Genomic DNA, 18,641 nt, shown 5'->3' on the forward strand with positions numbered 1-18,641 from the left:
CCCGATGAGATTGGGGTCTCAACCTCGATCCGTCAGACGGTTTTGCTCCCTGCTTGACCGTTTCGGCTTGACCGTTTTGTCCACTCGGGTGGGGTGCGGGATCGCCACATGTCGCTGTGGACGCGCCGAGGTCTCCGGACTCGGGAAACGGCCCTTTCTGCTGGTAGGTGCGGGGAACCAGGTCAGGTGGCCGGTGGTAGCAGGGTGAGGCGTCGCCAGCAGAGGGTGAACGCGTCGGCCCAGGGCCAGGTCCCGGGGATCGACAGCACGCGGCGGCGGGCGTGGGTGGCTAGTCTCGCGGGCAGGTGCAGCAGCCGGTAGCGCAGCGTGTCGGGTTCGGCGTGCGCGAGGTCCGGCTGGTCGTACAGGCCGAGGAGCCGTGTCCAGGCGGCGAGGTCGGCGGCGATGTTGCAGGTCAGGGTCCAGCCCTGGTTGACGGTCCAGTCCTTGGAGGGCAGGTTCCGCAGACCCGTCGCCTTGCCGTGGCGGACGTGATCTTCCACTCCGGCGTGGGCCCGGTGGAGGGCGTCGAGCCATTGCGGCTGGTGCGAGCCGGGCACGCCTGCGATCCGGGTGATGTTGGTGGCCACGATCTGGTAGCGCCAGCCGGTGCGTTTCTCCAGGGCGGTGAGGTTACGGGCGTGCCGGGCCGACGGCCTCGTGCGTCGTACGAGTAGCCGTAGCGTGCCGGTCCAGCCCGCGAGTCGGGGGTTGAGACCGGTCAGTTCCGCGACGTGCGCGGTGCCGGTGGCGGTGCCGTCCTGGTGCAGGCTGTCGGTCCAGGCGTCGGCGGGGACCTGTTCGATCGCGGTCTCGTCGGCGGCGGTGATCGTCCAGCCGACGGTGAAACGCACGCTGCGCCACACCCGGTTCATCCGCTCCAGATGCTCCAGTAACTCATGGGTGGCGCCGGCCCCGTCGACGCGGATCAGGAGTTTGCGCCGGTAGCCGGCCGGGAGCTGCGCGATGGCGTCACCCAGGACCCGGATGTGGTCGGCGACCGTGTTCGACCCGGCGTTACCGGGCCGCAGCAGCATCGCCAGGCACTCCGCCGTGTTCGCGCACCACGCGCCGAGCGGGTGGAAGCCGTAGCCCTTCTTGAAGGTGGCCGCTGCGCCCTGCTTGTCGCTGTGGGCGGTGATCAGCGTGGCGTCCATGTCGATGACCACCCAGCCGGTCAGCAGCTTCCCGGCCACGGTCAGCCACGGGAACCCCTGCGGGCGTCGGGCGAGCAGCGCCCACACGTGGGCGCGGACCTTCGCCCGGGCCTTGCCGACCCGTTTCAGTACCTTCTCGTTGAGACCGGCCAACGCGCGCCGGACGGTCGACTCCGACGGCCGGTCACCGAAGACCAGCCTCTGATGGGCGAGCAGGCCGATGTCGGACATGCTTGTGGCGCCGAGCGTGATCACCACGGCCAGACAGACCAGGACCGTGCCGCGATCCCACCAGCCGGGGCCCTTGCCGCGCGGCAGCACCTTGTTCAGAGCACTGGTCAGACCGGTCCGATCGGCGCATTTACGCAGCAGGACCGCACCCGCGTGACCGACCAGGCCCTTCCCGTCCGAGCCGACGACCAGCCGCTGATCCCACCCACTACTCTTACTCACCAGAAAGGTGCACCTTGCTCTGCTATGGACATGGCGTAGACACCCACATCCTCGCAGGCCAGGCGCACCTTTCGTTTACCGCCCTCGATCAGTCAAATCCCCCCTGACCAGGGGAGGTCAACTCCGTTTGTTGGCTCGCTGAGACGAAGCCTTCTTGGGTGTTGACTTCGAGCCGAGGTCGATGTCCTGTGTCCATCGACCTCGCCCAGTAGGGGTCCATTTCGGGCAGGTGTCCGCATAGCAGCGCCAGTACCAGATTCCGTTATGCCGTCGGCGAAGATCGACTTGAGGGCTGCCGCAGACACCGCAGGGTGGCTGGCGAGAGAAGATGGCGGCGTTTTCATGTTCGAGCAGTTTCCGCGCGAAATGTGAGCCACGCATTGTCACCATCACCTCGCGGGTCCACCGCTGTGACAGGACATTCAGGCTGCCGAGCAGCGTTGTCCGTTCGTCGATGACGGCAATCTTCTGGTGCATGACGTTGACCTCGACGACCGTGTGAAGTACAGCCCGCAGGTCGGCCAAGAACCCTTGGTGCTCAGGCTCGCGCTGTACCTTATCGCCCGGATCCCGCACGAAAAGGGTGATACGGACGCCGCGATCGACGGCCGCGCGCAACAGCGGCAGAACAGACCGCACGCGGGTAGTGGTCCACGGTGCCCATAGCCAGATCGACTGTCGCGCCGATGCGATGTGACCGGCGAAGACGTCGTAGAACGTCCGCTCGTCGTGGATATCCTCGACGCGGACGTGCTGTGCCAGCAGTTCGGCCAGCTCGCCCGTGAAGCTCCCGGCGAGGTACGCCAGATCGTCCTCCGGGGTAGTCGTCGGGGTGACCAGACAGTTGGCGCGGATGACCCGGGCCTGTTTCTGCCTGACGAGTTCGGCGAGGTGGCCGAAGGGCGTGTCCGCTGCGGCGGCCTCGATCCTCCGCAGGCTAGCGATCAGGTAGAGACGGTGCTGAGTGCGGGTGATCGCGACGTTGAAGAGCCGGATACCGTCACGCAGGAAGGCGCTCTTGGTGCGGTTGGCCTCGGCCATCCAGCGAGTGTCGTACTCGTCCTCAACCGTGTCGAAGACGACGATCGGGAACTCGCGTCCCTGAAAGCGGTGCGCGGTACCGACTTCGGTCACCAAGGTTGTTCCGGTCTCGTGGTCACGGAGCGATTCCAATGTCGCCTCGACCTGCCGGCCGTAGGGGGTCACGATGCCCGTACGCTCTCCTCGACTCTGATGAAAGTCGGACAGGACGCGAGCGAGCAGCGCACCGGCTGGCCACCATCCTTTGAACCGCCCATCACTTCGTACACGGCCGATCTCGCCGAGGTCATCGACGTCAACGACCAAGATTTCTGGATCGCTCTCGATGTGTGGACGGATTGATTCGCCGGGCTTCAGGCGGCCGTCGTAGGCGATCGCGTTGGCCAATCCCATGATCTGCGGCCCGAAGCGGTGTTGGACGTCGAGCATGGTGCACCCTGGATGACGCTCGGCGTCTTCCGCTGAGAAGATTCCGCAGTGCGCGAAGACATCCGGGATCAGCCACTTCTTCACGTCCGCCCGGTCAGCTTTACCAACCTCTACGTTGTCGATGATGGCGCCGAGCTGCATGAAATCGCCGAACATGACGGCCGCCTGGGTGGCGCGGGATACCGCGAGCAGTACCTCGGGAATGTTCGCGGCGCCGACCTCGTCGACCAGCACGACATCGTACGGCCCGTCCATCAGCGGTTTGCTGGTGCGCAATCGGGCGAGGGTGGTCGCGACCAGACGGGCGTCGCGGATGATCTCGCCTTCGGCGTCGCGGCTCAACCGGGTGTATTGCTCCTGCACCTTGGTGTACTCGGCTTCCAGGCGGCTCCAATCACCTTCGGAAGCACTGAGCCGGGTACGCAAGACTCGCATCTTCGCGTTGAGGGTCACCAGGTCACGATGTTCCGCTTCGGCGAGCAAGGCGCGTTGTGCTTCAGTCGGTGATGCGGCCTCGGCTGCGAGCAGACGCTGCTGTGCGGCATCCATACTAGACGTGGTCTCATCGGCGATCGTGGCCGTTTTCTCCAACTCCTGGCGCGCGCCCAGCATGAAGGCCTGCGCCTCTCGAATGTCCGCCCGGCTGCAGCTGGCCGCAGTGGTCAACTGCTCGATCCGAACCCGAGCTCGGTGTTGTTGACGGTCGACGAGTTCCTTCGCTTCGCGTGCACTCAGATCGGCGTCATGCGCCCGCGTTCTGGCCTGTTCCTCATCGAATGCCAGCTTCTTCAACCGGCCGCGATCGCGAAACCGGGAAAAGCGCCGCCCGTCGCTGAGGTCGCGGATTTCGGCTTGAATCAGATCCGCGGCATGATTCGCCTGCAGGGCGCGTGCGGCCTGACCGTCGGCTGCCGCAACGAGCTCGGTGATCTCTTGATCGAGCCGGTCGATTTCGGTATAGGCCCGGCGAGCTGCGTCAAGATCACGCCAGTGGCTCTCCGCGGCGTCGCGAGTCGTCGTTGCGTTCGCCAGACGGACATGGGCGACGTGCGAAGCTTCCTTTTTTGCGGCCAAGTTGGCTGCTAACTGAGGTACCGATGCCGCGGCAGCTGCGGCGCTCTTTGCTCGGAGGTAGGCGTCTGCGTCAAAGCCAGCAAGCTCGTTCTCCAACCGGGCCAATTCAGTGCGCTCCTTGCGGATCAGCACCAGGCGTTGCTCGATCCTGGATCGTTCCTGGCTGACCGTCGCCAGCCGTTGCTCGACCAGGAACGGCAGACAGACATCGGGATGTTCGAGAACTTCCGGATGGTGAGGCGGGCCGACACGCAACAGATGGCCATGCTGATGTCGTTTGCTCCGCACCGCGCCGAGTAAAGCGTTGTCCACGGCGATGTTGGTCGAGGACACCAGCAAGACCCGTTTGCCGCCGCGGACCAGCGCATCTATCGCCTCGGTGAGCACGCGAGTCTTTCCCGTCCCGGGAGGACCCCACACGAGATGGACCCCGCGGCCCAGACATGCTGCGCGTGCAGCGTCCTGGGCCGGAGTGAACCCGCTGACGTGAGGCGGATGACTCGGCGCCGAGGTGAGTCGTCCCGCTGCGAGATCATGTGCCAGACCGGCTTCGCGCAGCCCGGCGATGCCCTCCTTCAGCTTCACGAGGAGCCGGGTGGGCGGCTGTTTGCTCTGCCAAAGCTGAGGCTCGGCGAGATCGATGAACTCGGGAACCCGAAACCGTACCGCTTCTCCCTCCTGCACGGCCTCCAGCACCGCGTATGAGGGCCCGGTCTCCAAGCCGCCCGGTCCGGCCAGTCGAAGCGACTCGATTTGGTCGATACCGCTAAACCGCAATCCCCGTATATCGACCGAGAACCAGCCCGGTTCCAAGGGGTGAGCCCGACCGATCCGCAGCGGTCTACCTACTCGGTTCGGTCCGCCCTCCGCGTTGATCCAGAAGTCAAGCGCACTACACACAAAGTCACGCCAGTCCGGCAAGAGCCGACCCCCATCGCCTCCAGGCTACCCGCCGAGACACTACCTGGAGTGAATGCTTGAGCACTAGCGTGCATATATGAAGTGGGGCGGCGGCAATGAGGTGGCGAACGATCCTTAGGAATATGCTCAAAGTGGTAAATAAGGCCCAGGTCTTGGCCGCTGGGATCCCGCCGCTCTCATCCGCTCGACTTCAGCGAGAGTCGATCCCCGGAAGCGCTCATCGGTGCGCTGTCACCGTCATCGAGTCCCTCCTGAGGTAGTCCGGATACGGCTTGAGCTGGTCAAACGTCCCCGCAGTGGCGCGCCCGGGACGGCGGTGGGGTGGTTCGCATGGTGCAACGTCCGGCCCACCAGCCAGAACGGGCACCTGAAGATCGCCATTTGGGGGCGTTGGGTGCACCGCAGGTGCACGCGGGTCAAGTGAGGCGTTGCGCGAACCAGGGGGTTCGGACGCTGGGATCGAGGGCCTTGGAGTCTGGATGTAGCGTCTTCACAGCCCGGTGTGGTCTCGATAGCGTGGGTAGGCTGTCGGCGAAGGCGAGACTCCAGTGGACGGTGTCGATACTGCCGAAGATTGGCTGGATTCGTGGGTGTCGCTGGTGGATGCCCATGCTCGGCGAGCTGTCGAGCTGTCGCATTGGGTTGCGGCGTTGACCGGGTCGGCGCAGGGGCGGGACGGTGCCATCCGGGTGACGGTCGGTTCGTCGGGTCAGGTGGAGTCGCTTGATCTCGACGATCGGGTGCATGAGCGGTCGGGGCGGCAGCTGGCCCGGGAGATCCTGGCTGTGATGCGGCGGGCCCAGGCGGCGTTGTCGGCGGAGGTGGCCGAGCAGGTTCGGGGGACCATCGGTGCGGACAGTGAGGCCGGGCGGGCGATCATCGATTCATTCGAGAACCGGTTCCCGGTGCCGGGCTGGCGGGACGAGCGGTGAGTACCGGGATGCGGTTTCCGGTCGAGGCGGTTCGCCGGCATGCGGCCGTGGTTGGCGAGGTTGCTGAGCAGATGGCGGTGGCCCGGGCGGCGGTGCGCGAGGTGACTATGGACCGCCGGGCGTACGGGGAACTTTGTCAGTTTCTGCCCGGCCTGTTGGACCCCTTGTTCGGCGGTGCGTTGGACGTCTTGAACAGCGCAATGGACGCGTTGTCGGAGACGGCGCTGAAGCTGAGGGCTACTGCTGAGGCGATCGAGGCGACCGACGCGGACAGTGCTCTGCGGTTGAGCGAGGCGGGGCGCGGCCCGGAGGCGCCGTGGTGAGTGACAATCCGCTGATTGCTCAGGCGCAGAGTTCAACGACCTGGTCGACGGGTCTGGGGCTGGTCGAGGATGCCCGGCAGGTCAGTGCCGGGATCCGGGACAATAGTTGGGTCGACGTTACGCTCGGTGGGGTCGGCAGCAGCCTGGACGCGCTGGTGCTGGCGGTGGACCCGCTGGGTTCGTTGTTCGCCTGGGGCGTCGGCTGGTTGATGGAGCACCTCAAGCCGCTGCGAGACGCGCTGGACTGGCTGGCCGGGCAGCCGGATGAGATCGCCGCGCATGCGGCGACCTGGCGCAACGTCTCTGCCGCGGCCGCGCAGGCCCATGAACAGTACGCGGCTGACGCGCGCGCGCAGACTGCCTACTGGTACGGCGCGTCCGGCGACGCCTACCGCGCCCGTGCTGGTGACCAACTTGCTGCGGTCGAGGGGACCGCGACGGTGACGAACGCGATCTCGTACGCGGTGGAGGGCGCCGGCCTGCTGGTCGGTCTGGTCCGGGAGATCGTGCGGGACCTGATCGCTCAGTTCGTCGCGACGCTGGCGGTCAGGTTGCCGCAGTGGCTGGCCGCCGAGGGCGTCACGCTCGGTCTGGCCACTCCGGCGGTGGCCGGTCAGGTCGCCACCCTGGTATCCCAGTGGGCCAACCGGATCCAGCACTTCATCCGGGCACTGCTCAACAGCCTGCGCCGTCTCAGCGGCAAACTCGACGAACTCGCCAGCATCCTTGCCCGGCTCAAACAGACACTCGCACGACTCAGCGGTACGAACGCAGCGAATATAACAGCGGATGGCGCCGCTATCCCCACGGTCCGGTTTCACGGAGGCCACTCCACCCGGCCGCGGAGCATGCTGGACATCGAGCGGCAGGACGAATGGGCCGGGGACGCATACGAGAGCATTCGTGCTGAACCGGATGTCGATGTCGTTGCCTCATCGGTGCAAGACTCGGACCGTCTCGACGGCTCGATCGGGTTCTCGACGGCGGAAATCGAGCGAATCCGGCAGCACGTCTTCTTCGAGGAGCACCCACTCACCGACTATCAAACGGGCGGTATCGTGCATCGCCGTTACGATCCGAGCCCCGACATAGCCGAAGCATGGCTTCGACTTCGCGCCGGGCGACCCTTGCCCGAGGACGTGGTTCTGCTTGAGCACGAACTGGCTGAGGCGCGCTACTACGATGCTCATCCGGGTGCTACCTACAGCGAAGCTCACCATGCGGCCAACGCTGTCTCGAACTGGCAGAATCAAATCCCAGAGCCGACGTATGAGGACTTTTCGACGCCATGGAGGTAACCGTGGGCATGATGGTCACCGGCCGTAAGGTGGCGGAAACCGCAGAGACTGTGCGCTACGAGTTCGGCTTCGATGAAAACTTCGATCGAGTACTGATCATCGACAAGGAATCGTGGGAGATCAGCCCGGAAGACGGGCGCTTCGACTCCGCAGTGGGCGCTATCGCCTCGAAGATCAAGGGCTCGTGGCGGGAACAGGGAGAGTTCCCTGCGGGCGCTTTGTTCGCGAGTTGAACGCCCGAGAGGCCGGTCATCAACCTGAGAGCACCCGTCGCTCGTCGCTCCGCGTCTGTGGTCTGGCCTGGCGCGAACTGGCAAGCGCCCTGGCGCGGATCGTCGGTGACGGTGGTGGTGTGGTTCGCATCGTGCAATGCCCGATCCACCCTTCAAATCGCTGAACAGGCGTGTTGCATGATCAAGATCGGCGACTGCTCGTCAGTAGTAGGTGTCGCCATTACGCAGGTGAGCCAGGACGAGCAGCGCCTGCCGGCCGGGTTCGAGGCTCCGCCACCGGGATCGGCGCTGCTTAGGGTGGCCGCGGATGCGTTCGGGCGTGCCGGTGAGTCGTCGGCGATCACCAACCCGGCGCCGAATGGCTCCGCCAGCCGGCGAACCGGCACTGCGCAACCCGCCGCCCGGCTGACCCGGAACCTCCACGCACTCCACGACACGGCGGAGTGTGCCGACGGCGACGGTTGGCGCTCAGCCACCGGCCGTCGCCACCGCCACCAGGTGTTTACCGACGAGGTCCTGGGCCTGCTTGACCTCGTCCACGCCCTCTTCGAGTCGGACGGGCGCCTGCCGGCACGCCCGCACCGCGCTGTTCAACAGGTTGTTGCCCCCGCCCCGGCTGACCTTCTGGAAATGAGCCTGGGCCTTGTTCACCGAGTCGACGACCTCGGCGATGCCGCGACCAACCTGGTCGAGCGTTTGCAGAACCATGCTCAACTCCGCCATGACCGAACCGATCGGACCGCCACCCCGACCTGCGGTGATCCGGTCCAACCCGGCGTTCATGGCCCGTCCGACCAGGCCGCCGACCTTCATACCGGCGTACGCGGCACCAACCGCGATCAAGGGTGAGGGGTGGTAGCCAGCTGCGTCAGCGGCTGCCGTGGCTGCTACAGCCATCCCAGCCCCGGCTGCCTTACCGACCTTCTCGCTGACCTTGGTGATGCCGTCACGCGCTGATTCAACCGCTGTGTCCATCAACGCGCGCCCGGCGGACCGTCCGACGTTGCCGATGCGGGAACCGGATGTTCCGGCTCGGTTAGTCTGCCGACGCCAGCCCATCGCTAGGAAGTCTTGTCAAGAACTGCGCAGCCGGCGGAGATGAGAAGCGGCACGTTGCCGGCGATTGCCTTTGCCGCCTCGTCCGCGGTCAGCGAGTCGAGTTCCTCGCCCTCGGCCCTGCCTTGCTCAGCATCTTCGGCGAGGCCTGAGCAGGCAGCCCAGAGTGACTCTTCAGTGCTGGAGAAGGCCCAGATGCCATAGACAGTCGCGCTCACCTTCAGCAGAGGCTGCCCGTTGTGACCGATGCGCTCCCAAGCCGGTTCATCCGGAGTGCTGCCCAGGCCCTCAGCTGTGGGAAATAGCTTGAGCTGCCGAAACACCTTTTCGAGCGAGCCGTCCGGGTCGAACTCAACGAGAAGGCCGCGCTCCAGCAGCGCTTCGATTGCCTGGTCTGGCTGCGCTGGACCGTTTCCAGACGCAACGAGGTCATCGCGCAGCGTCGCCCGATTGATCTCCAGCCGAGCGTGCCTTTCGGGGTCGAGAAACGCCCGTCCCCAGACCTTGAACTCGTCGACGGTCAGCTGCGCGAATTCTTCGCGGAGCCGCACCCGGTAGAACTCCGGTTCCGGGTCGGGCGGGGTGACGTACCGGTAGGAGGGGCCGAGGTTGAGGCCGACGGGGACGATGACGGTGGGCATCGGGGGACCTTCCGGGGTTCGGTGTCAGAGGACGGCGTTGTACTTTTCGGTCTGGGCGATGGCGGCCTGGATCAGGCCGGCGCCCTCGCCGAACTTCTGCTTGGCGGCGCTGAGTTTGCCGATGGCTCCCATGACGGCGGGTTGCTGGGTGCCGGCGGCGAGGGCCTGGAGCACGGCGATGGCCCGGTCGACCTGAGCGTTGACGCCGGCGAGCTGGGCGAGTGCCTTGTCGGCTTCGGACTTGCCGTGTGCCAGGCCCGCCTTGATGTCTCCGATGGTGGCCACTGGATGTTCCTCCCCTGATTCGTGATGTCCAACGCCCGCCACCGATGGCGGGTGCGTCTGCGGGTTCAGCCTCGGATCGCGGCGATGAAGATGAACCACAGGATCGGCATGCCGACAAAACAGATCACTCCGCCGGCGCGCACGGACCGGGTGTCCCCGCCGCCGATGCGCGGCTGCCCGACGAGGCTGATGGTGAGGTAGCCGGCGAAGAACGCCAGCGCTGGCAGCCCGCACAGCGACCAGGGCACGAGTTGCCACGGGATGCGGCCGAGGTCGGTGTCGGGGCTGGCGGCGAACATCAGCAGCGAGGCGAGGGTGCCCAGCGTCGCTGCGGCGGTGTAGACGAGGGCGTTGCGGGCCAGCGGGGTGAGCCCGGGCAGCAGCGGTGGTTGCGCGGCCCGCCGGTGGGCCTGCTCGGCGACGGTGTCGGCCGCGTCGGCGGATGCGACGGCCCGGCGAAGTGCCTCGGCCGGGTCGGCGACCGGGCTGGGGGCGATGCCGCCGACGTGCGGTTCGGGCAGGCGCAGCGTGGTGGCGAACTGGTGAAGGTGTTGTCGCTGGACCGCGAGCCGGTGGGTGATCTGGTCGAGGGCGGCCTGGCCGCTGCGGCTCGCCGCGGCCTGCTGCTCGGCCCGTGAGCGTTCGTGCTGTAGCAGGGCGGCGAGGCGGCGGGCGTGGTCGGTGTAGGCGGCCCAGCCGCCGTCGCGGGGCATCGGGGTGACGGGGTCAGTCATGCCATGTCGTCGATCTGGTCGAGGGTTCCGGGGCGGACGTAGGGGACGATGAGGGTGCGGCGGTTGTCGTGCCGCTCTATAAGTAGGGCCCGGTTGGGTCGGGACTGCCACTCGGAGGCGTATTCGCCGAGCAGGGAGCCGATGTCGCTGCCGGGCAGGTTGAGCGCGACGAGGCAGGCGACCTCGCCGCCGCCGGTGGGACCGAGGTCGTCGCTGAACCGGCTCAGGGTGCGCCACCAGCCGAGCAGGTGCACACCGTGGCCGGGCCCGTTGGCCAACACGGCCCGCAGGTCGTCGTGCCCGGAGCGGTAGGTGGTCGGGTCGCTGGTAGCGAGGAGGTTGGTCGCGGCGTCGGCGCCGAACACCACCAGGTACGTCGACTGCCCGCCGCCAGGCTCGGACTGCTGGGCGAGGTCGACCAACTGCGTCCGGTACTGGGTGGAGGTGAGCGTTTCGCAGGGGTGGCCGGCTGCGGTGATCGCCTCGACGGTGGCGTCGGCGGCCTCGTCGGCGGCGGCGACAAGCGGCGCGACGAGGAAGCGGGCGGTGCCGGGGGTGTGCTGGCGGGCCAGGCTGACCGCGGCTGCGTACAGCACGTCGGCTCCGACCGGTGAGGTGCCGAGCACGGCCAGATGGCTGCCCGGCGTGGCGTCGAGGGTGAACCCGGCGGTCGGTAGACCGACCTCGACGGCACGGCCGACCAGCGCCCGCCGCCGCCGTACGTTCGGAGACAGGCGGGCGAAGATGGGATCGGCGTCGGGGTGCTGCTCGGCGTAGCCGGCGAACACCGCGGGCGGCGCGTCGCCCGGCGGTCGGGCGTTCCACAGCAGGTGGCGCTGCGCTGTCACCGATGTGGCATCGGCGTTCGGGAAGCGGATCACCCGGTTCGCCCCCGGTATCCCGGCGGCCGCGTTGACGACGGCTGCGCCGATCGGGAGGTTGTCGGCACCGTCGTTGAGCTGGTCGAGGATCCCGCCGCCGCCGGCGAGAGCGATCCGCAGCGGAAACTGCCCGAAGATCGACTCGGTTTTCGCGAACAGCGCCTCCACCCCGGAGATGGTCTGCGAGGCCAGGACCAGGTGGATGCCGTACGAGCGGCCCTTGCGCGCCAACTCCTCCAGCAGCGCCACCGCCTGCCGGGCCACCGCGTCGTTGCCCTCGAAGAGCACATGGAACTCGTCGATCACCGCCACCAGCCGCGGCATCGCCACGTCCGGCCGCCCGGTGCGCAGGTCGGCCAGCTTCGTCACCCCGGCCCGCTTCAACTCGCTCGCCCGGCGGGTCATCTCCCGCGACAGCGTGCGCAGCACCGCCAGCCCGTACTCCCGGTCGGACTCGATACCGACCGTGCGGGCGTGCGGGATCCACGACGGATCCACGGCCGTCGGGGTGAACTCCGCGAACGACACCCCCTCCTTGAAGTCCAGCAGATACAGGCCCAACTCGTCCGGCGAGTAGCGCGAGGCAAGGCCGTAGAGCACATCCAGCAGGAAGACCGTCTTGCCCGACCCGGTACGCCCACCCACCAACCAGTGCGGCGTCGCATCATCCAGCGCCAGCACGCACTCGGCGCGGCCGTCCCGCCCGACCACGGTCCGCAAGCCCTCGACCGACGACTCCTGCCACATCTCGGCCGGCATCAACGCCGTGAAATCCGTGGACGCCTGCACCCGCGCGGCTTTCGCCAACCGGCGACAGACCGCTTCGACCAGCTCGTCGGGTGGGCCGCTGTCCAGCCGCATCGGCACCGCCAACCCCGTACCGTCGTCGCTGAACCGGTACGGACCCGGCGGATCCGAGACCTGGAACGATCCGTCGCCGGTCGCCGTCAGGTGCGTCGTCCGTTCCAGTCGGGGCACCGCGTCCAGACCCGGGTGTTGCGGCGGCGGATAACCGGCCAGCAACAGGAACACACCCGCGGCCGGCCCGGCGTGCGCGATCGCCGTTAGCCGCGACCATTCCGTACGCCCCGTCCCCTGCGGCATGGCCGCGACACAGAGCAGCAGCACCGACGGGTCCGCCTCACCGGCCTGGACCCGCTCGATCCGCTCCTCCGCCTCGGCGAGTACCCGCTGGAAACCCGGAAGGTCAATCGCGGGCCGCCGCCACGCATCCGCCTCCACCATCGCGCGGAACGGACCGAGCACCGCACCGAGCGTCGCCCCGTCCACGGTCGCAACCCGAAGCGCGCCGTCCGGCATCGCCGCAAGCACCCGCAGCAGCAACCCACGCAGCCAGCGCGCCAGGGACGGATCGCGGGCATCAATGTCAATCGCCAGATGACCGGCTCCCACGAACGGTACGACGACGGTGAATACGCTGCCTGCGACCGGTGACGCCCCACCCAGCCGAACCGCAAGCGGGCGACCCACAGCCGCGTCCACGCCCGTCGGAAGGCTCCCGGCGGCAGCGTCCAGCCGGCAACCGAGCCAGCCCGGCGTCAGCCCTTCGGCCAGCCGCTGCATGCCGGCGGCGAACCGCCGGGCGTCCTCGACGGCCTGCGCAGAGCGGCTGTCCTGCCCGCTGCTGCCGCTTGCGTTGGCGCGCAGCCCGGCGCGTGCGGCCTCCACATGCGACAACGCCTCCCGGTGCGCCGCCACCGCCCGACCGAACGCCGACGCCACCGACTCCATGCCAACGTCTCCCCAGGACCGATGGACCGCGATCTCTGGCGCCGACCCTATCCAACGACACCACCCGCAGTCAGTCCCGTATTGCGCAGCGTGCTGGGCAACGTAGTGAGGAGGTCTCTGTCACGGCGAGGACGTGCCCGGTCCGCCAGCCGACGTCAGTCGGCCAGGGCGTGCACTACAGCAATGAGTAGCGCATCGACAGCGAAAAGTGATAGGAGTGGCAGACCATCGCCTCAGGGGAGTCTCGCGATGCGAGTGGAGGTGCTCTCAGGCCATGGCGGCCAGCAGTTCGGCCGCACCGTTCAACACCTTCAGCAGGCCGGAACGAATGTGGTTGCCTGGCAGGAGTCGCACCGCCAGGCGCGGCAGGCTCTCGCCGCGAGTCGCCGTGCAAAGCCCTGGTGGAAGCGCTTGTTGAGGATCTCCACGGTTGAGGAGCGGGAGGCGAGCCGCCGGCCGAGCTTGTCGATCCCCTCATTGGGCGCCTGCCACGGCTCATCCGGGACGAGATCCGGACGAGCCTGATCCGGGCGCGGGCAACATTCGACCTCCCGAAGCCCGCCGCCCGTCCGTTACAACGGGCAGGTCTGCACCTCACCGTCGGCGGCCGGCCGAGCCGTCTGCGGGGGTACCTGAGCCCCGCTCCCGCAGCTCAGCGCGGTGGAAGCCGGTGGGGAGTCTGGCGCACGAAACAAGCTCAGTCGTGGAGGTGGGCGGCGAGCAACTCGGCAAGATGGACACCCTGCACGCCGGCGAGCTGTTCGGCCTGCGTCCGGCAGGAGAAGCCGTCCGCGAGCAGCACGGTGCCCGGGGAACGCTGACGAACCGCGGGAAGTAGCGAGCGTTCGGCTACCGCCACCGATATGTCGTAGTGACCTCGTTCCATGCCGAAGTTCCCGGCCAGCCCGCAGCAGCCGGCCAGGATCTCGATCTTCGCGCCCGTTTCGTTCAGCAGCCGGCGGTCGGTTTCGAAGCCCATCACCGCGTGCTGATGGCAGTGCGGCTGGGCGATCACCGTGATGCCGTCGAGCCGGGGTGGTCGCCACCGATCCTTTCGACCGGGCTGTTCGGTGAGGATTTCCGCCAGGGTGCGGACCGCCGCCGACACGGTGCCGGACCGTGGGTCCTCCGGAAGCAGGTCGGGCAGTTCCTGGCGCAGCACGGCCGTGCAGGACGGCTCGATCCCGACGATCGGGAGGCCAGCCGACACGAACGGGGCCAGGATGTCGAGCGTGCGCCGCAGCCGGATCCTGGCGGCGTCCAACTGGCCGGTCGAGATCCAGGTCAGTCCGCAACAGGCGGTTCGCGATGGCACCACCACCTCGTAGCCGGCCGCCTGGAGGACCTCGATGACGGCGTGCCCGGCCGTGGGAGAGAACGCGTCGGTGAAGGTGTCCGCCCAGAGCACCACCCGGGGCGGACCGCCCGATTCCGGTCGCTCCGCCGGATCAGCCAGGCGGCGGGTACGGGTTGCCCGCCGCAGCGGGACGGGGGCGAAGCGGGGGATGCCGCGGCGTACGTCCATCCCCCCGAGTCGAAGCAGTCGCGAGCGAATCAACGCTGGCCGCAGCAGGGAATTGACCAGCCGCGGTGCCATCCCGGCAAGCCGGGCCCAGCGCGGCAGTTGCCCCAGGGCGTAGTGATTCGCCGGCCGCAGCCGCCCGCGGTAGGCATGGTGCAGCACCTCCGCCTTGTACGTGGCCATGTCCACGCCGGCCGGGCAGTCGCTGCCGCACGCCTTGCAGGACAGGCAGAGGTCCAGCGCCTCGAGCACCTCGCGGGAGCGGAAGCCGTCCCGGACCAGGCTGCCGTTCGCCAGCTCCTGCAGCACCCGCGCCCGGCCCCGGGTGGAGTCTGTCTCGTCGCCGGTGGCCAGGAACGACGGGCACATGAATCCGCCGGCCGCGGAGTTGTCGGCTCGGCACTTGCCGACGCCTACGCAACGGTGCACCGCGTTGGTGAGGTCGCCGCCGTCCTCGCGCAGCGCCATGCCGCCGGGGCGCCGGGACAGCGGCAGCGGGTGGGCGACGGGTCGGCGCAGGTCGTCGTCCACGGCCCGGGGCCGGACGACGACTGCGGGGTTGAGCAGGTCGTGCGGGTCGAAGACTGCCTTGAACGCGGCGAAGGCGGCGATCGCGTTCGGGGAGTACATTTCCGGCAGGAGTTCGCTGCGGGCCCTGCCGTCCCCGTGTTCCCCGGAGAGCGAACCGCCGTGCGCCGCGACCAGCCGGGCCGCGTCCAGCAGGAAGGGCCGCATCCGCTCCGGACGCCCAGCCAGCGGCAGGTTCAGCCGCAGGTGGACGCAGCCGTCACCGAAGTGGCCGTAGGCCAGGCCCTCGATGCCGTGTTCGGCGAGCAACTCCTCCAACTCGCGCAGGTAACGCCCGAGCCGCTCGGGTGGGACCGCGGCGTCCTCCCAGCCCGGCCATGCCTGCTCGCCGGCGGCGGTCCGGCCGGCCAGGCCCGCACCGTCCTCGCGGATCCGCCACAGCCGGGCCGCCTCCGCGCCCGCGGGCACCACGCGCAGCTCTCGGGTGCCGGCACCGACGGCCAGCCGCCGGGCGGCAGCGTACGCGTGCTCCGGGCTGTCCCCGCCGGTCTCCACGAGCAGCCACCCACCGCCGCGGGGCAGCTCCGGCACGGCGCCGGAACCCTTGTGCCGGCGGACGACGTCGACGATGCGGGCGTCGATGCCCTCGACCGCCAGCGGCCCGTGGCCGAGCAGGGCGGGTACGGCGTCGGCGGCGGTGGCCATGTCGGGATAGCCGAGCACGGCGAGCGCGTGCGCCGCCGGCGGCCGTACCAGCCCGACGGTGGCGCCCAGCACCAGCGCGCAGGTCCCCTCCGTGCCGACCAGGGCCCTGGCAACGTCGCCGCCGTGCTCGGGCAGCAGGTGCTCCAGCGAGTAGCCCGAGACCTGGCGGCCGAACCGGCCCAGCTCGGTCCGGATGGTGGCGAGGTGGAGCCGCACCATCTCCGCGAGCCCCGGCACCGACGACACGCCGGTCGCCGCCGGTACGGCATCCCCGCCGGGCTGTGCCGTGGCCGCATCGCGGTACCGCGCCGTGACAGCGCCGCCGGGCTGTGCCGTGGCCGCGTCGCGTCCGGCGAGGAACCTGCGCCCGGCGCCGTCGAGCACGTCCAGCGCCAGCACGTTGTCCGAGGTGCGCCCGTACGCTATCGCGTGCGACCCGCAGGCGTTGTTGCCGATCATGCCGCCGACGGTGCAGCGGGCGTGGGTGGACGGATCGGGGCCGAACCGGAGCCCGTGTGGACCCGCCGCCCTCTGCAGGGTGTCGAGGACGGTGCCGGGTTCGACGACGGCCGACCTGGCCTCCGGGTCGATGGCGAGCACCCGGTTCAGATGCCGGCTGGTGTCGAGCACGATGCCGGGACCGACCGCGTTGCCGGCCACGGACGTGCCGGCGCCGCGCATGGTCAGCGGCGTCCCCGTCTCGCGGGCGATCTCGGCGGTGCCGAGGATGTCGTCCACGTCCCGGGGGAACACCACCACCCGGGGCACCACCCGGTAGTTCGACGCGTCGCTGGAGTACTCGGCCCGGCGCAGGGCCGACGCGCTCACCTCGCCGCCGACCGCCGCCCGCAACCGCTCGACCAGGTCGGCGCGGCGCAGTCGCTGCCTGGCGCCGTCGGTTGTCATGGCCGGGCCTCCTGCGGGGACGGCGGGACAGCGGCGCCGGCGCCCGGCGCGTCGAGTGCGGCCCGACGGATGGCGCGGAGCCGGTGCATGACGGCGTTGCCGCCCCGGCCGAAGTAGTCGTGCAGGCGGGCGTACTCGGCGAAGAGGGCGTCGTAGACCGGCGCCGCGCCCGGGTCCGGCAGGTACCTGCGGGGTTCGTGCCGCCCCATCACGCCGGCCGCGGTAGGAACGTCGGGGTGGATGCCGGCGGCGACGGCCGCGTGGATGGCCGACCCCAGCGCGGGGCCCTGAGCCGAGGTGATCACGCCGATCGGCAGCCCGGTGACGTCGGCGCACATCTGCATGAAGAACCGGTTCGTGGTGAGGCCGCCGGCGGCGACCAGCTCGGTCACCGGCAGCCCCGCGTCGACGAAGGCGTCGACGATGGTACGCGTGCCGAACGCGGTTGCCTCCAGCAGCGCACGGTAGACGTCCTCGGGGCGGGTCGCCAGGGTGGCACCGACGACCAGGCCGGAGAGGGTGTGATCGGTCAGCACCGACCGGTTGCCGGAGTGCCAGTCGAGGGCGACCAGCCCGTGCGCCCCGACCGGCTGGGCCGCGGCGAATTCGGTCAACAGTTCGTGCACCGACATGCCCCGCTGCCGGGCCTGCTCGACGTGGCCGGCCGGCACGCAGGTGTCGACGAACCAGGAGAAGATGTCCCCGACGCCGCTCTGCCCGGCCTCGTACCCCCACAGCCCGTCCACGATGCCGCCGTCCACGATGCCGCACATGCCGGGCACCTCGACCCGGCGTTCGGCGCTCATCACCAGGCACGTCGAGGTTCCCATGGTGGCCACCAACTGGCCGGGGCCGACCGCGCCGGCCGCGGCGGCGGTGACGTGCGCGTCGACGTTGCCAACGGCCACCGCGATGCCCGGCCGCAGTCCCGTCCACGCCGCAGCCTGCGGGGTGAGGGCGCCGGCACGAGCGCCCAGGCGCCCCAACGGCTGGTCCAGCTTGGCGGCGACGAAGTCGGCGAAGTCGGGGTGGAGCTGACCGAGGAATTCCGGGTCCGGGTGCGCACCGTCCTGGAGCAGGCCCTTGTAGCCGGCGGCGCAGACGCTCCGGACGTACCGGCCGCACAGCTGCCAGACGATCCAGTCGGCCGCCTCGACCCATCTGTCCATCGCCCGGTAGAGCTCGGGCGCATCCTCAAGGACCTGCAGCGCCTTGGGGAACTGCCACTCCGAGGACGTCCGCCCGCCGTACCGGGACAGCCACGGCGCGGCCCGCGCCGCTGCCAGCTCGTTGATCCGGTCCGCCTGCGGCTGGGCCGCATGGTGCTTCCACAGCTTGGCGTACGCGTGCGGGTTCGCGGCGAACTCCGGCAACTGGCAGAGCGGGACTCCCTCGGCGGTGGTGGGCAGCACGGTGCTGGCCGTGAAGTCCGTGGCGATGCCGACCACGTCGGCCGGGTCGGCGTCGGCTGCCGCCAGCGCGGCGGGGACCGCCGTGCGCAGCACCTCGACGTAGTCGGACGGCACCTGCAGGGCCCAGTCCGGCGGCAGGAGCTGACCGGTCCGGGTGAGGTGGCGATCCATCACGCCGTGTCGGAACGGGTGGACCGCCGAGGCCAGTTCGGCGCCGTCCGCCGCCCGGACCACGATGGCCCGCCCGGACAGGGTCCCGAAGTCCACCCCCACCACCAGGGCCCGCTCCCGGCCAACCGTCGTTGCGCTCACGGCAGCCACCGCCCGGGTGCGAGCCTGTGCGGAGGCCGGTCGGCAC

At 69.1% G+C, this 18,641-nt stretch carries 13 protein-coding genes; 4 read left to right on the plus strand and 9 right to left on the minus strand.

All coding sequences use genetic code 11. The features are described 5' to 3' along the window. Window positions 1-182 precede the first annotated feature (182 nt). Together CIK06_RS01365 and CIK06_RS01370 are read right to left on the minus strand one after the other, a co-directional pair. Complete coding sequence (locus CIK06_RS01365) at window positions 183-1,610, minus strand: IS1380 family transposase (RefSeq protein WP_198347926.1); 1,428 nt, start codon at window positions 1,608-1,610, stop codon at window positions 183-185. A 117-nt stretch (window positions 1,611-1,727) separates the two neighbouring features. After that, complete coding sequence (locus tag CIK06_RS01370; protein WP_198348065.1) at window positions 1,728-4,850, minus strand: AAA domain-containing protein; 3,123 nt, start codon at window positions 4,848-4,850, stop codon at window positions 1,728-1,730. A gap of 773 nt (window positions 4,851-5,623) precedes the next feature. Here CIK06_RS01370 and CIK06_RS01375 point away from each other — a divergent pair. From CIK06_RS01375 to CIK06_RS01390, 4 genes are read left to right on the plus strand one after another with little or no spacing between them, the layout of a single operon-like run. Further along, window positions 5,624-6,007: a YbaB/EbfC family nucleoid-associated protein gene (locus CIK06_RS01375; protein WP_095563275.1), complete on the plus strand. Its 384-nt coding sequence runs from the start codon at window positions 5,624-5,626 to the stop codon at window positions 6,005-6,007. Further along, window positions 6,004-6,330 carry a hypothetical protein gene (locus CIK06_RS01380; protein ID WP_095563276.1) on the plus strand — a complete coding sequence of 109 codons (327 nt, stop codon included), beginning with the start codon at window positions 6,004-6,006 and terminating at the stop codon, window positions 6,328-6,330. Before CIK06_RS01375 ends, CIK06_RS01380 begins: the two co-directional genes overlap by 4 nt. Further along, complete coding sequence (locus CIK06_RS01385; RefSeq protein ID WP_095567478.1) at window positions 6,327-7,628, plus strand: hypothetical protein; 1,302 nt, start codon at window positions 6,327-6,329, stop codon at window positions 7,626-7,628. The genes CIK06_RS01380 and CIK06_RS01385 overlap by 4 nt, the downstream gene beginning before the upstream one ends. A gap of 2 nt (window positions 7,629-7,630) precedes the next feature. After that, window positions 7,631-7,861 carry a hypothetical protein gene (locus CIK06_RS01390; RefSeq protein ID WP_095563277.1) on the plus strand — a complete coding sequence of 77 codons (231 nt, stop codon included), beginning with the start codon at window positions 7,631-7,633 and terminating at the stop codon, window positions 7,859-7,861. Window positions 7,862-8,329: 468 nt separating this feature from the next. Here CIK06_RS01390 and CIK06_RS01395 read toward each other — a convergent pair whose 3' ends face one another. The 7 genes from CIK06_RS01395 to araB form a co-directional block, all read right to left on the minus strand. After that, window positions 8,330-8,758 (minus strand): hypothetical protein, encoded by a 429-nt coding sequence (locus CIK06_RS01395; RefSeq protein ID WP_095567479.1) that lies wholly within the window; start codon window positions 8,756-8,758, stop codon window positions 8,330-8,332. A gap of 164 nt (window positions 8,759-8,922) precedes the next feature. Then, entirely contained in the window at window positions 8,923-9,558 is a 636-nt protein-coding gene (locus CIK06_RS01400; RefSeq protein WP_095563278.1) for a hypothetical protein, read from the minus strand. Between the two features lie 24 nt (window positions 9,559-9,582). Beyond that, the gene (locus CIK06_RS01405) at window positions 9,583-9,843 is read right to left on the minus strand and encodes a hypothetical protein (protein ID WP_095563279.1); all 261 of its coding nucleotides are present in this window, start codon (window positions 9,841-9,843) and stop codon (window positions 9,583-9,585) included. Between the two features lie 65 nt (window positions 9,844-9,908). After that, window positions 9,909-10,577, minus strand: coding sequence for a hypothetical protein (locus CIK06_RS01410; protein ID WP_095563280.1), 669 nt, complete (start codon window positions 10,575-10,577; stop codon window positions 9,909-9,911). Next, window positions 10,574-13,210, minus strand: a complete 2,637-nt coding sequence (locus CIK06_RS01415) for an FtsK/SpoIIIE domain-containing protein (protein WP_095563281.1) — start codon at window positions 13,208-13,210, stop codon at window positions 10,574-10,576. The genes CIK06_RS01410 and CIK06_RS01415 overlap by 4 nt, the downstream gene beginning before the upstream one ends. A 697-nt stretch (window positions 13,211-13,907) precedes the next feature. Further along, window positions 13,908-16,871 carry an FAD-binding and (Fe-S)-binding domain-containing protein gene (locus CIK06_RS01420; RefSeq protein WP_095563282.1) on the minus strand — a complete coding sequence of 988 codons (2,964 nt, stop codon included), beginning with the start codon at window positions 16,869-16,871 and terminating at the stop codon, window positions 13,908-13,910. Next, window positions 16,868-18,595 (minus strand): ribulokinase, encoded by a 1,728-nt coding sequence (gene araB, locus CIK06_RS01425; RefSeq protein WP_198348066.1) that lies wholly within the window; start codon window positions 18,593-18,595, stop codon window positions 16,868-16,870. Before araB ends, CIK06_RS01420 begins: the two co-directional genes overlap by 4 nt. Window positions 18,596-18,641: the final 46 nt, after the last annotated feature.

This window comes from Plantactinospora sp. KBS50, from assembly GCF_002285795.1.
GTDB lineage: Bacteria > Actinomycetota > Actinomycetes > Mycobacteriales > Micromonosporaceae > KBS50.

Excerpts from the sequence above, each read along its gene's own strand:
- CIK06_RS01415 (WP_095563281.1), bottom strand. The coding sequence starts at position 13,210 with ATGGAGTCGGTGGCGTCGGCGTTCGGTCGGGCGGTGGCGGCGCACCGG.
- CIK06_RS01395 (WP_095567479.1), bottom strand. The coding sequence starts at position 8,758 with ATGGCTGTAGCAGCCACGGCAGCCGCTGACGCAGCTGGCTACCACCCC.
- CIK06_RS01400 (WP_095563278.1), bottom strand. The coding sequence starts at position 9,558 with ATGCCCACCGTCATCGTCCCCGTCGGCCTCAACCTCGGCCCCTCCTAC.
- CIK06_RS01410 (WP_095563280.1), bottom strand. The coding sequence starts at position 10,577 with ATGACTGACCCCGTCACCCCGATGCCCCGCGACGGCGGCTGGGCCGCC.
- CIK06_RS01420 (WP_095563282.1), bottom strand. The coding sequence starts at position 16,871 with ATGACAACCGACGGCGCCAGGCAGCGACTGCGCCGCGCCGACCTGGTC.